Annotated in this window: 1 protein-coding gene; it reads right to left on the reverse strand. The window is 67.9% G+C overall.

Features of this window, described 5'->3' with window-relative positions:
* Positions 1-74: 74 nt before the first annotated feature.
* Entirely contained in the window at positions 75-15,746 is a 15,672-nt protein-coding gene (locus tag ACQP2D_RS39675; RefSeq protein ID WP_433681020.1) for an amino acid adenylation domain-containing protein, read from the reverse strand.
* Between the last annotated feature and the right edge of the window lie 25 nt (positions 15,747-15,771).

A 15,771-nucleotide genomic window follows, 5' to 3' on the forward strand; every position in this document is an offset into this window, starting at 1 on the left:
AGTGCTCCCCACCCAGCGCTTACTCAGAAGCATCGCATGGTCAGACGCCGATCGTTACCGCATTGGCCGCTTGTTCACGCCGACGATCTACCCGCGTTTCCCGGCTTATCACCTGCGCTCAGGGTTTCGAGCAGCTCAGCGAGCCTGGGACCGATCTCGTCCAACGCTTCGGCCGAGGTCATCAACTCGTGCGTCACCCCGATCGGGCGATCGATGATCTCATCGGAAACGAAAGGCTGCCAGTCGGCGGGGGTGCGATCGGCGCGCGCCTCGGCATCAGCGGTGGCGCTGAAGAACTCGAGCCGCCCTCGGAACACCTGTGGTCGGTACTGCGATTCCAGCTCGACCGTGCGCATCGCCGTGCGGTAGATCAGGCGCAGCCGATCCGATGTCAGCACGTCCAGGCCCTCACCGATGACCATCGCCTGCAGTGCGGCCAGCGCCTCGTCACCGATTTCCTGCAGGTTCTCCGCCTCCGGCAGTGCCGCCGGGTCCAATCCCAATTCGGTGAAGGCCTGGCGGATCTGGGTCCGGAAATCGGTGAAGTCGCCACCGGGGTAGGCGTCGAGGATCGCCAAGAGCTCGACCTGCGCGCCATCGGCCTGCAGCTGGGTCGCCACCGCGTGCGCAAGTTTGCCGCCGAGCGACCAGCCCAGCACCCGGTACGGACCCCGCGGCTGCACCGCTCGGATCTCGGCGACATAGCGACGCACGATCTCGTCGATCGAACCCGGCTGGTAGTCGTCCTCGGACAGCGCGGGCGACTGGATGCCGAGGATCGGCTGATCGGCCGGGAGCACCCTGGCCAATCCGGCGTAGGACCACGACAGTCCGGCCAACGGGTGCACGCAGAACAGTGGCGCTCTCGTACCCGTGGCGCGGATGGGGAGTATCACGCCGAGTGCGGCCGCGGAGCTGGATTCGAAATCGTGTTCGTCCTCGAGTACCGCGATGATCTGCTCGGCGATGCCGAGAACGGTTGGTTCGGTGAAGAACCAGGCGACCTTGATCTGCGCGCCGGTCAGTTTGCGCAGTCGGCTGACGACCTGGGCGGCCAGCAGCGAGTTACCGCCGAGGCTGAAGAAATCGTCGTCGACGCCGACCCGCTCGACGCCGATGACCTCGGCGAAGACATCGGCGACGGTGGCCTCGAGCGGGGTCGAGGGTGCACGGAATTCCCGCACCGCGAAGACGGGTTCGGGCAGTGCGCGGCGGTCGAGCTTGCCATTGGGGTTCAGCGGCATGACCTCGAGCACCACAATGGCCGCGGGGACCATATAGGACGGCAAATGCTCGGCCAGCTGGCTCCGCAGCTGCTCGGCATCGACCGTCGCACCGTGGTCGGGCACGACGTAGGCGACCAGCTGGTCGCCGGTCCGCGCATCCGCACGCACCAGCGCCACCGCCTGGGCCACCGAATCGTGCGCGGTGAGGGCGGTTTCGACCTCGCCGAGCTCGATGCGCAGACCACGCAGCTTGACCTGGAAGTCGGTGCGGCCCAGGTAGCCGATCGAGCCGTCGGCATTCCGGGTGACCAGGTCACCGGTGCGGTACATGCGTGCGCCCGGCGCGCCGAACGGGTTGGCCACGAAGCGGTCCGACGTCAGATCGGTGCGACCGGCGTAGCCGCGCGCCAATTGCGCACCGGCCAGGTACAACTCACCCGCGACACCCGATGGCACCGGGTGCAGCCGCGAATCCAGAACATACGCCTGGGCATTCCACACCGGCAGGCCGATGGGCACCGCGCCCTTGATCCCGGCGGCCACCGGACTGTGGGTCGCGTGTACGGCGAATTCGGTTGGGCCGTACAGGTTGTACAGCTCGGCCGAGCTGACCTTGCGGATGGCCTGCACCGCGTCGGCGGTGAAGGCCTCACCGGCGACGAGCAGGGTGCGCAGCGAGGTCAGCGCGGAGCCGTCGACGGCGCCCGCGAAGACGGTGAGCATCGAGGGCACGAAGGAGGTCATGGTGACCCGCTCGGCCGCAATGACTTCCGCCAGATACTGCGGGTCACGATGGCCATCCGGGCTCGCGACGACGATCCGGCCACCGGTGCTCAACGGGCCGAACAACTCCCACACCGACACGTCGAACGTCGCCGGGGTCTTGAACAGCACGATGTCATCGGCACCGATGCCGTATTCGCCGGTGATCCAACGGATCTGGTTCACCACCGCCGAATGCGGCACGGCCACGCCCTTCGGGCGACCGGTCGAGCCGGAGGTGAAGATGACGTAGGCCGGGTTGCTCGGCCGCAAGGGCGCGATGCGCTCGATGTCGGTGATCGGCCGGTCCGAGTAACCGGACAGGTCGAGCTCATCGAGGGTCAGCGTGGGCAGCGCGCCGCTGTCGAAATCGTCCCGGGTGGTCGTCAGCACACAAACCGGCGCGGCCGAATCGAGCACATAGCCGATCCGCTCCGCGGGCTGATCGAGATCCAGCGGCACATACCCGCCACCGGCCTCGTGCACCGCATACGCCGCGACCACGAGATCGACCGAACGCCGCAGACCCAGGGCGACCAGTTTTTCCGGACCGACCCCCGCCGCGATGAGACGCCGCGCCAACCGGTGCACGCGCGCACCGAATTCGGCATACGTCCACGAGGTTCCGGTAGCCGGGTCCACGATCGCGACCGCGTACGGCGTATTCGCCGCCTGCCTGGCGAACTCGTCCACCAGCGTGCCGACCGCACCCAGCTCACGGCTGGTGTCGTTCCACCGCCACAGCACCGCGGCCCGCTCGGTATCGCTGAGCAGATCGATATCGCCCACCGGTGTATCCGGCCGGGCCACGATCTGCTCCAGCAATCCGACGAACCGGTCCGCGAAGCCCTGCACGGTGGCATCGTCGAAAAGGTCTCTGGCGAAGGACAATTCGGCGACCATGCCCGCGTCCGCGTCCGACGCGGCCTCCTGAATAGTCAGTGACAGATCGAATTTCGCGGTATCGATCTCCAGATCGACCGCGCCGATCCGCAAGCCCGGCAGCTCGAACGAACTGTCCGGCAGGTTCTGGAACGACAGCATCACCTGGAACAGCGGATGCCGGGCCGTCGACCGCACCGGATTCAGCAGGTCGACCAGCCGCTCGAACGGAATATCGGCGTGCCCGAAGGCCTGCAGATCCGCGTCCTTCGTGCGCGCGAGCAGCGCATCGAAACGCAGCTCGCCCGATACCTCGCTGCGCAGCACCAGGGTGTTGACGAACATGCCGATCACATCGTCGAGTTCGGCCTCACCGCGACCGGCGACCGGGGTGCCGACGGCGATATCGTCGGTGCCCGACAAACGAGACAATAGGACGGCCAGCGCCGTGTGCACGACCATGAACATGGTCGCGTTATTGGCGCGGGCGAGTTCGCGCAGGCCGCGGTGCAGTTCGGTGCCGATCGGGAAGACGACCCGTCCACCGCGGAAGGACTGTGTCGTCGGACGCGGCCGATCCGCGGGGAGGTTCAGCTCGTCCGGCATGCCTGCCAGCGTGTTTCGCCAGTAGTCGGCCTGCGCGCTGATCACACTGTCCGGATCGGCTTCCGAGCCGAGCACCTCGCGCTGCCAGATGCTGAAATCGGCGTACTGCACCGGCAGCGGCGCCCAGGCCGGAGTCGCACCGGCCGAGCGGGCGGCGTAGGCGATCATCAGATCGCGGGTGAGCGGGCCCATGGACCAGCCGTCCGCGCTGATGTGATGTGCCACCAGCACGAGCACATGCTCTGTGTTGTTTCGAGCGACCTGTGAGCAGTCGCCAGCGGCGGTCGGCTCGACCCGGAAGAGCTCGGCCCGCACCGGAACTTCGGTCGTCACATCGAATCCGGCCGAGGCCGTCGCGATGACTCGCGCGGGCAACTCGTCCGCGCTGACCTCGACCGGTGTCAGATCCGGCACCGCCTGCTCGGCGGGCACGATCAGCTGCACCGGGCCGTCATCGGTCTGCGGGTAGACGGTGCGCAGCACCTCGTGCCGTTCGATCAGATCGACAACGGCCAGCTCCAGCGCGGCCAGATCCAGTGCACCGGTCAGGCGCACCGCGGCCGGAATATTGTTCACCGCCGAGGACGGATCGAGCTGATTGAGGAACCACATCCGCTGCTGGGCCATCGACAGCGGAATCCGATCCGGGCGCGGCCCGGCCGTCAGTGCCCGGCGACCGCCGGATCCGGCGTGCTGCTCGATCTTGACGGCGAGCCCGCCGACCGTCGAGGTCTCGAACAGGGCGCGCACCGGCACCCGGCCGCCGATCGCGGCACCGAGCCTGGCCACCACCTGGGTGGCGATCAGCGAATTGCCGCCGAGGGCGAAGAAGTCGTCGTCGACGCCGACGCGGTCGATGCCGAGCACATCGGCGAAGACGCCCGCCACGATCTCCTCGACCGGCGTGGCCGGGGCGCGGAATTCGCGGCTGGCGAAACTGGGTTCCGGCAGTGCCTTGCGATCCAGCTTGCCGCTGGTGTTCAGCGGGAAGGCGTCGAGCGCAACGATGGCGGCCGGGATCATGTACGCTGGCAGGGTTTGCCCGATCGAGGTCAGCAGTGCGGCCTGATCGATCTCGTGACCCGGCGCGGGCACGGCGTACGCGACCAGCTGGTCACCCAGCGCCGATGGCAGCACCACCGCGACGGCTTGGCTCACCGAAGCCTCGGCCAGCAGCGCGGTTTCGATCTCACCGAGTTCGATGCGCTGACCGCGGAACTTGACCTGGAAGTCGGTGCGACCGATGTAGTCGAGGACACCGCCCGCCGCGGTCTCCCGCCAGACGACCAGATCGCCGGTGCGGTACATGCGTGTGCCGTCGCCGAAGGGGTTGGCCACGAACCGATCGGCGGACAGATCGGGTCGGCGCACATAGCCGCGCGCCAGCTGGTCACCGGCCAGGTACAGCTCACCAGCGACACCCGCTGGCACCGGCCGCAGCCGCGAATCCAGCACGTACACCTGGGTATTCCACTGCGGCAGACCGATCGGGACGCCGGGGCGGTCGGTGCCGCGCGCCTCCCAGTAGGTCACCGAGACCGCGGCCTCGGTCGGACCGTAGAGGTTGTGCACCCTGGCCTCGGACATCGCGCGCACCGCGTCGACGGTCTCCGGTGGCAGTGCCTCACCGATCACGAAGATGTCCCGCAGCGTCGGGCAGGTGCCCGCCGGGGTGTGTGCGGCGAACACGGTCAGCATCGAGGGCACGAAGTCGGTGACCGTCACGCCCTGCGCGGCAATGGTTTCCGCGACATAGGCCGGGTCGCGGTGGCCGTCGTGGGTGGCCACGACCAGCTTCGCGCCGGTGCGCAGCGGCATGAAATAGCCCCACAGCGAGACGTCGAAGGTCGTCGCGGTCTTCTGCAGGTACACATCGCCGACGCCGAGCGGGTATTCCGCCAGCATCCAGGTGGTCTGGTTGTGGATGGCGGCATGGGAGATCGCGACGCCCTTGGGTCGACCGGTCGAGCCCGAGGTGAAGATGACGTAGGCCGGATTCTCCGGGCGCACCGGGCGCAGCAGTTCGTCGGCGCGCACCGGGGTCGCGTCGAATCGGTCCAGCTCCAGTGCATCCAGGTGCAGCATCGGCGTATCACCCGGCACCGCAATGGCATCGGCGGTGGTCGTGAGCACGGCCGCGGGCTGGGCGGTATCGAGAATGTGCGCGATCCGCTCGGCCGGATGATCCGGGTCGAGCGGCACATACGCGCCACCGGCCGTCACGATGGCGTACATGCCGACCACCAGATCCAGCGAGCGTCGAATCGCGAGGCCCACCAGGGATTCGGTGCCGACCCCCTGTTCGATCAGCCGTCGGGCCAGCCGGTTGACGCGCTGGTCGAATTCCCGATAGGTCAGCGTCGCGGAGCGACTCGTTGAGGGGTGGTGGTCGGGCGACGGGTGGGCCGGCTCGGCGCCTTCGTAGGCCACCGCGATGGCGTCCGGATGTTCCGCCACCGCACGGCGGTAACCGTCCAACAGCAGTTCGGGGGCGACCGGATGGGCGGTCTGGTTCCAGTCCAGCAGGATGCGCTCCCGCTCGGCCGGAGCCAGCAGGTCGAGTTCGCTGACCGGGGAGCCCGGAGCGGCGATGATCCGGCCGAGCAGGCGCACGAAGCGCTCGGCGAAGCCTTCGACGGTCGCCTGATCGAAAAGGTCCTTCGCGTAAACGAATTGACCTGCGATACCGGCGGGAACGCCGTGCTCGTCGTAGGCGTCGCTGACAATGAGGTTCAGATCGAACTGCGCCACCTGGGTATCGATGCCGACACCGGAGATGGTCAGGCCGGGCAGCTCGAGGGTGGACTGCTCCAGATTCTGGAACGACAGCCCGACCTGGAACAGCGGATGCCGCGCGGTCGAGCGAACCGGATTGAGGACCTCGACCAACCGCTCGAACGGGATATCCGCATGCGCGAACGCCTGGATATCGGCCTCGCGCTGGCGTGCGGTCAGCTCGGCGAACGTCGCACCGGCGTCGACTCGGGTGCGGAACACCAGGGTGTTGACGAACATGCCGATGAGATCGTCGAGCGCCGCCTCGCCGCGTCCGGAGACCGGGGTGCCGATGGCGATGTCATCGGTGCCCGACAACCGCGCGAGCAGTACGGCGAGCGCGGTGTGCACGACCATGAACAGCGTCGCACCCTCGGCGCGCGCCAATTCGATGAGCGCCCGGTGGGTTTCGGGATCGATGCGCACTTCGGCGGTGCCGCCCGCGAAGGTCTGCACCGCGGGACGCGGCCGATCCGAAGGCAGATCCAGCTGTTCGGGCAGATCCGCCAGCGCATCGCGCCAGTAGGCGATCTGCTCGGCGGCCAGCGAATCCGGTTCGTCCTCGCTGCCGAGCACCTCGCGCTGCCAGATGCTGAAGTCCGCGTACTGCACGGTCAGTGGCGCCCAGCCGGGCGCGGCGGCCGCGGCACGGGCCGCGTAGGCCATCATCAGATCGCGGGTCAGCGGCGCGACCGAGGAACCGTCGCCGGAGATGTGGTGCACCACCATCGCCAGCACGTATTCGCTGGTGTCGATGGCGGCGTCCGCGGGGCCCTCCGTGGTTACGCAGGCTACCTCCTCCGGCCCCGTCGCTCCCGCCGCGGCGGCACCGTCGATATCGAAGAGCGCGACCCGGACCGGCACCTCGCTGGTGACATCGAAGATCGTCGAGGTCAGCTCGATGACGGCGGATTCCAGCTCATCCGGCAGCACCTCGCGGATCTCGAGCTTCGTCGCGGCCTCATCCGAGGGCAGGATCAGCTGCACCGGGCCCGCATCGGTCTGCGGGTAGATGGTGCGCAGGATTTCGTGCCGCTCGACCAGATCGGCGACCGCCTGCCGCAGCGCCTCCACATCGAGCGCGCCGGTGAGCCGGACCGCGATCGGGATATTGTAGGCCGAGGAGTCGGTGTCGAACCGGTTCAGGAACCACATGCGCTGCTGGGCCAGCGACAGCGGAATATGTTGCGGCCGTTCACCCGCCGCCAGTGCCCTGCGGCCTCCGGTACCGACGAGCTTTTCGAGTTCGGCCGCGAGTTCGGCCACGGTGGACGCCTCGAAGAGCACCCGAACCGGCACGCGGGTATTCAGTGCCGCGCCCAGGCGCGCCACCAGTTGCGTTGCCAGCAGCGAATTTCCGCCGAGTGTGAAGAAGTCGTCGTCGAGGCCGAGGTAGCGACGGTCGTCCGCGCCGGTGCCGATGCGCAGCACCGTGGCGAAGGTGCTCGCCACGATCTGTTCGGTATGGGTCTTCGGCGCGCGGAAGGCGACCCGTTCGAAGACCGGTTCCGGCAGCGCCTTGCGATCCAGCTTGCCGACCGGGGTCAGCGGGATCTCGTCCAGTACGACGACGGCCGACGGCACCATATGGGGTGGCAGACTGCGCGCCGCGTGGTCGGTGAGCACGCTGGGCTCGACGACCCGGCCGGGCACCGGCAGCACATACGATATGAGGATCGTGACGCCGGCATCGGTCTGCTTGCCGAGGGTGATCGCGAACTCGACATCGGCGTGCCCGCCGAGCACGGCGTCGATCTCACCGAGTTCGATGCGGTAGCCGCGGATCTTCACCTGGAAGTCCGAGCGCCCGACATAGTCGAGCACCCACGGCACCGACGGCAGCGCCGCATTGCCGGCCCGCACATCGGGTTCGGCGAACCAGCGCACCACATCTCCGGTGCGGTACATCCGCGCACCCGGCTCGCCCCATGGATTCGGCACGAAGCGCTCGGCGCTCAGCCCAGGACGGTTGTGATAGCCGCGCGCCAGTCCGCCACCGGACAGATACAGCTCGCCCGCGACGCCGGGGGCCACCGGGTGCAGGCGCGAATCCAGTACCAGCGCCGACATGCCGTGCACCGGGGTGCCGATGGTGATCGGCCTACCCGCTTCCAGCGTGCCGTAGGAGGAGATGATGGTGGTTTCGGTCGGGCCGTAGCCGTTGTAATACCGACGACCCGGCTGCCACTTCGCCAGCAGTTCCGGTGTGGTGACATCACCACCGACGGACAGCATCTCGAGCTGATCCAACCCAGCCGGATCCACCGTGCCCAACACCGCCGGAGTGATGATCACGTGCGTCACCTGCTCGGTGCGCAGCAGCTCACCCAGTTCCAGACCGCCGATAACGGCCGACGGCACGATCACACAGGTGGCGCCGACCGAAAGGGCGACAAGCCATTCCAGCACCGACGGGTCGAAGCTCGGCGAGCAGATGTGCAGGAAACGGTGTTTCGGCTCCAGCCGGTACAGACCGACCGCATGGTCGACCAGGCCGCCGAGTCCGGCGTGGGTCACGGTGACACCCTTGGGCATACCCGTCGAACCCGAGGTGTAGATGACATACGCCGGATGATGCAACCGCAGCGGCGCGATCCGATCGGCATCGGTGACCGGTGCCGCGGATCGGCTGGCACACAGTGCATCCGTCTCGGCGTCATCGAGCGCGAGCCACTGCACGTCATCGGGCAACTGACCGAGGTATTCGACAGTCGTCAGACCGACCACGGCGGCCGAATCGGTCACCATGTGCCGCACCCGATCCACCGGATAATTCGGATCGACCGGCACATGCGCACCACCGGCCTTCGACACCGCCAACACCGCCGCGACCATCTCATACGAGCGCGGCAAAGCAACCGCCACAAGACTTTCCGGACCCACACCACGCTCGATCAACACCCGGGCCAAACGCGACGAAAACTCATCCAACTCGCGGTAACTGACCGAACGCCCCTGATACCGGATGGCCGTGCGATCGGCACCACGACGCAATCCACGCACCAGCAGATCCGGCAACAACCCACCGTCCATCACATGATCCGGCTGCACCTGGGTCAGGAATTTCGCCTCGGATTCGGCGAGCAACGGCAGATCGCCCACCGGCAGTTCCGGCCGCGTCGTGATCGCCTCGAGCAGGCGCACGAACCGGTCGGCGAACACCCGGACAGAGGCCTCGTCGAACAGGTCTCGCGCGAAGGAGAATTCGGCGTACATGCCACCGCCGCCCTCGGCGGTGGCCGCGAGTTCGGTAATCGCCAGCGACAGGTCGAATTTCGCGGTGTCGATATCGAGATCGACCGCGCCGACCCGCAATTCGGGCAGCTCGAAGGAATTGTCCGGCAGATTCTGGAACGACAGCGCCACCTGGAACAGCGGATGCCGCGCCGTGGACCGCTCCGGATTCAGCAGGTCGACGAGGCGCTCGAACGGAATATCGGCATGCGCGAAGGCCTGCAGGTCGCGATCCTTGACCACGGACAGCAGTTCGGCGAAGGTCGCGCCGCCGCGCACCGGGGTCCGCAACACCAGGGTATTGACGAACATGCCGATGACATCGTCCAATTCGGCCGCGCCGCGTCCGGCGACCGGGGTACCGACCGCGATATCCTCGGTGCCCGACAGGCGCGCCAGGAATACCGCGAGCGCGGTGTGCACGACCATGAAGATGGTCGCGTTCTGCTCGCGGCCGAGCTCCTGCAGCCGGCGGTGCACCCGCGGCTCGACGGTGAAGCCGACGGTGCCGCCGGCGAACGACTGCGTCGTCGGGCGGGGCCGATCGGCGGGCAGGTTCAGTTCGTCGGGCAGACCGGCCAGCGCGGTGCGCCAGAATTCGGTCTGCGCCGTGATCAGGCTGTCCGGGTCGTCCTCGGAGCCGAGCACCTCCCGCTGCCAGAGACTGAAATCCGCGTACTGCACCGGCAGCGGCTGCCACGCGGGCAGCACACCGGCGGCGCGCGCGGCATAGGCCAGCATCAGATCGCGGGTCATCGGTCCCATCGACCAGCCGTCCGCGCTGATGTGATGGGCCACGAAGACCAGCACATACTCGTCCGTCGGCGCCTCGGCCGCGACGACCCGCAACAGCGCACCGCGCAACGGCACCTGATCGGTGACATCGAAGCCGGCCGCGATGATCTCGACGACCTTCGCGCGCAACGCCTCCGCCGCGATGGGCTGCGGCGTCAGATCCGGAACCGCCTGCGCGGCGGGCACGATCACCTGATGTGCGACACCGTCCCGGTCGGCCGGGTAGACGGTGCGCAGGCTTTCGTGCCGCTGCACCAGATCGGCGACGGCCTGCTGCAGTGCGGCGATATCCAGTGCGCCGGTGAGCCGGACGGCGACCGGCAGATTGTTCACCGCGGATTCGGTATCGAACTGGTTCAGGAACCACATGCGCTGCTGCGCCAGCGACAGCGGAATCTGTTCCGGCCGTGGGCCGGCCACCAGCGGCACCTCGCGGCGCTGACCGGCGCTCGGCGCGATCACCGCCGCCAGCGCGGCCACCGTCGGCGCCTCGAACACCGCGCGCACCGGGACGCGGCTGCCGATGGCGGTGCCGAGCCGGGCCACCACGCGGGTGGCGACGAGCGAGTTGCCGCCGAGGTCGAAGAAATCGTCGTCCGCGCCCACGCGCTCGATGCCGAGTACTTCGGCGAATACCTCGGCGACGGTGAATTCCAGCGCAGTCGCGGGTTCGCGGTAGGGCCGCCCGATGAACTCCGGTGCGGGCAGCGCCTTGCGGTCGAGTTTGCCGCTGGCATTGAGCGGCAGGGCATCCAGCCACACGATGGCCGACGGCACCATGTACGAGGGCAGCGCGGTGCGCACGTGATCGAGCAGGGCGTCATCGTCGATCCGGGCATCCGGGGCGGCCACCACGTAGGCGACCAGCCGATCGCCGGTGCCCCCCTTGACCAACGCCACCGCCGCGCGCTGCACCGCGTCCAGGCCGAGCAGCACCGTCTCGATCTCACCGAGTTCCACGCGCTGGCCGCGCAGTTTCACCTGGAAATCGCTGCGGCCCAGGTATTCCAGCGCGTGTGCGTCCTTGCCGGGTACCCAGCGCACCACATCGCCGGTCCGGTACAGGCGCTCACCACCGGCGTGCGCGACGAACCGCTCGGCGGTCAGCGCCGGTGCGTTCACATAGCCACGCGCCAATTGCACACCGGCGACATACAACTCGCCGACCGCGCCGACCGGCACCGGCCGCAACTGCCGGTCCAGGACATGTACCCGGGTATTGGCGACCGAGGTGCCGATCGGAATCGCAACGCGCCCGTTGACTTCGGCCGGGTAGGCCGTGACGACCGTGGCCTCCGCGGGCCCGTACCAGTTGAACAGGTCCGCATCCGGCAGGAAGCGGGTGAAGCGCGTCGCGCTCTCCGCGGACAGCGCCTCACCGGCGGCGAACACCCGCCGCAACGACGGATGCGCGGTCGCACCCGCAGGCGCGCCATCGAGGAATGCGTCCAGCATCGACGGCACGAAATGCACTGTGCTGACGGCATATTCGTCGATCACCCGGGCCAGATAGGCGGGATCGCGATGTCCGTCCGGTTCGGCGATGACCACCGCGGCACCGGTCTGCAGGGTCCAGAACAGTTCCCACGTCGAGATGTCGAAGGTGATCGGCGTCTTGTGCAACACCACATCGCCGGGACCGTGCGGATAGGTGCGCTGTGCCCAACGGAATTGGTTCGCCATCTGCCGATGGGTGATCGCCACGCCCTTGGGCCGACCGGTCGAACCGGAGGTGTAGATGATGTAGGCGGTGTTGTCCGGATGCGTCGCCGCGACGGTATCGGCCAGCAGATCCCCGAATATCAGCGCATCGGCGGAATCGAGCCCGTCCACGTGCACCAGCGGTGCGGCGGTCTCGGTTTCGAAGCCGGTCGCGGTCGTGGTCAGCACACAGACCGGAGCCGCGCTGGTGAGCACATATTCGCTGCGCTCGGCCGGATGGTCGGGATCGATCGGCACATACGCACCGCCCGCCCGCAGCACACCGTAGATCGCGACGACCATCTCGATGCTGCGCCGCATCGCAACGGCCACCGGCGATTCCGATCCGACGCCGCGACCGGCCAGATCACGGGCCAGCGCGCGCGAGCGGGCGTCGAGTTCGGCGTAGCTGAGCGTGGTACCGCCGAAGATGACCGCCGGTGCCTCGGGGGTGCGGGCGACCTGCGCGTCGAACAGCGTCAGCAGCGTCGAATCATCCAGCAGCTCGGGTACTTCGGTGGCATTGGCGGCGTCGAGCACGGCCCGGTCGGCCGCGGTCAGTGCGTCCACTTCGGCGATCTTGGCGAGCGGATCGCTGAGGAACCGGCCGATCAGCACCGAGAAGCGCTGGGCGAGTGTCTGTGCCGCCGTCTCGTCGTAGATATCGCGCAGGTACTTGAGGGTGACGTGCATGCGAACATCGGGCACGACCACCACGGTCACCGGATAGTGCGTGCCGTTCACCGCGACCGCGCCGGTGATATTCATGCCATCGATCGCGCCCGCCGCCGCGGTCAGCGCCTCGCCGTCGACCGGGAAGGATTCGAAGACCACCAGCGAATCGAAAAGCCCTTCGACGCCGACGATTTCCTGGATCTCACTCAGCCCGACGTAGTGGTGGTCGAGCAGCGCCGCCTGCTCGGCCTGCAGCTGGCGCAGCAGCCCGGCCAGCGTGTCGTCGGCATCCAGCCGCACCCGAACCGGAATCGCGTTCAGGAACAACCCGACCATGGTCTCGATGCCGTCCAGCTGCGGCGGCCGCCCGGAGACGGTGGCGCCGAAGACCACATCGTCGCGGTCCACGGTGCGGCCGATGAGCAGACCCCAGGCGGCCTGGATGACGGTATTGACGGTGACCCCGGCATCGGCAGCCAACCGGCTCAGCGCCTTGGTGTCGTCCTCGGACAGCTCGAAGTCGATTTCGCCTACGCCAGCCGAGATTTCGCGCGCCGGGTCGACCGGGGCCAGCGGCGTCGGCTCGGTGATACCGGCCAGCACCTCGCGCCAGGCGGCACGGGCGGCGCTGTGGTCCTGTGCGCCGAGCCAGGCCAGATAGTCACGGTAGGAACGGGCCTGCGGCAGCTGGGACGCATCGCCGCCGAGGACGTACAGCGTCAGCAGATCCTGGGTCAGCAGCGGCATCGACCAGCCATCGATGAGGATGTGATGGCTGGTGACCAGCAGGTGGTAGGCATCGGCCGCCGAACGGATCAAGGCGAAGCGCAGCAGCGGCGCGGTGCGCATATCGAAGTGGTCGGCCAGATCCGCCGTCATGATCCGCCGCAGTTCAGCGGGGGCGTCCGACCCGAGATGAGTGAGATCGATAGCGCGCCAGGGCACTTCGACCGCATCGAGCACGACCTGCACGGGATTGCCGTCGGAATCCTCGGCGAAGGCCACCCGCAGGTTGACATGCCGACCCACCACGGCGACCGCCGCCGCGTGCAGCCGCTCGGGATCGACATCACCGCCGAGATCGACCATGAACTGGGTCATGTACGCGTCGACCGATGATTCGGCCAGCTGTGCGTGGAACAGCATGCCCGACTGCAGCGGGGTCAGCGGCCAGACCTCGGCCAGCGTCGGATATTCGCGCGCCAGGCGGTCACTATCGGCCTGCGACAGCTCGACCAGCGGCCCGGTCGCCAGCTCGACGCCGGCCTCGGCCGGTGCGCCCATGGTGGCCAGCGGGGCGAGCACGGCCACCGTGCGCGATTCGAAAACGTCTCGCGGCGTGAAGATCACACCACGCGCCCTGGCCCGCGACACCACCTGAATGGAGGTGATGCTGTCGCCGCCGAGTGCGAAGAAATCGTCGTCGAGACCGATGCGTTCGATGCCGAGCACGTCGCCGAGCACCTCGGCGATGGCCTGTTCGATCTCGGTCTCCGGCGCCCGGTACTTCTTGGTCTCCAATACGGGGACGGGCAGTGCGCGCCGGTCCAGCTTGCCGACCGGGGTCAGCGGGATGGTGTCGAGCACGATAATGGCGGTCGGCACCATATGCGCGGGCAACGAGCGTTCGGCGAAGGCGGTCAGCTCGTCGGTGTCCACCACCGCATTGCCCGCGGCGTGCACATAGGACACCAGAATCGTTGCGCCGGTATCGAGTTTGTGCCCGATGGTGACGACGAAGTCCACACTGTCGTGCGCGCCGAGTACCGCATCGATCTCACCGAGTTCGATGCGGAAGCCGCGGATCTTCACCTGGAAGTCGTTGCGGCCGACATATTCGATCTCGCCGGCGGCGGTCCAGCGCACCAGGTCACCGGTGGCGTAGAGCCGAGAACCACTGGGGTCGAACGGATTCGGCACGAAACGCGATGCGGTCAGCGCCGGGCGGGCGTGATAGCCGCGCGCCACCTGCGCGCCCGAGATGTACAGCTCGCCGACGACACCGCTGGGCACCTGATTCAACCGGTCATCGAGCACATATTCGGTGATGGCCCGGATCGGACCGCCGATCGTCACGGTCTCACCGGGTGTCAGCGGCGCGCTGATATTGGTCATGATCGTGGTCTCGGTCGGTCCATAGCCATTGAAGAACTCACGGGACCGACCATTCGCGATCGGTAATACCCAGCGCCGCACCAGATCCGGCGGGCAGGCCTCACCACCGGCGACCACGACCCGGAAGTCGTCGAGTCCGGTCGGATCGACGGAGGCGAGTGCGGCCGGGGTGATGAACGCGTGCGTCACCCGTTCCCTGCGCAGCAGCGTCGCCAGTTCGTCGCCGCCGTAGATATTCGGTGCGACCACCACCATGGTGGCCGCACCACCGAGCGCGAGCAGCAGCTCGAGCACCGACGCGTCGAACGACGGCGACGCGAAATGCAGTGTGCGCGACTGGTTCGTGACGCGATAGCGCTCACGCTGTTCATCACAGAAGCTCGACAGTCCGGCCTGCGTGACGACAACACCCTTCGGCTTGCCCGTGGACCCCGAGGTGTAGATGACATAGGCCGGATATTCCGCCCGCACCGCGCGGACCCGGTCCGCATTGGTGATCGCCTCGCCCGAGTATTCCTCCAGGCGCACCGCGAATTCGGGCGTATCGATGACCAGCCACTCGACCCGATCCGGCAGCCGCTGGGCCACCTCGGCGATGGCGAGGCCGAGCACCGCACCGGAATCGGTCACCATATGCGCGACCCGCTCGGCCGGGTAGTTGGGATCGACCGGCACGAATCCGGCACCGGTCTTGGCCACCGCCCACACCGCGACCACCGACTCCAGCGACCGCGGAATACCAACGGCCACAAGGTCTTCCGGACCGACACCGCGTTCGATGAGCAACCGGGCCAGCCGCGTGGACCGGTCGTCGAGATCGGCGTAGCTCAGCTGTCCCAGCGTCGCGGTGGCATCGGCGAAGACGACGGCGGTGCCGTCGGGATTCGCCTCGACCGCGGTGGCCATCAGCTGCGGCAATGTGGTGACCCGCGGCTGCCGGGTCCGGACCGGGCGAGTGCGAGTGGGCCGCGTCACGCGAACATCCCCCCGAGCGACTGCT

Source organism: Nocardia sp. CA-119907 (genome assembly GCF_050955995.1).
In the GTDB taxonomy this organism is placed as follows: Bacteria; Actinomycetota; Actinomycetes; order Mycobacteriales; family Mycobacteriaceae; genus Nocardia.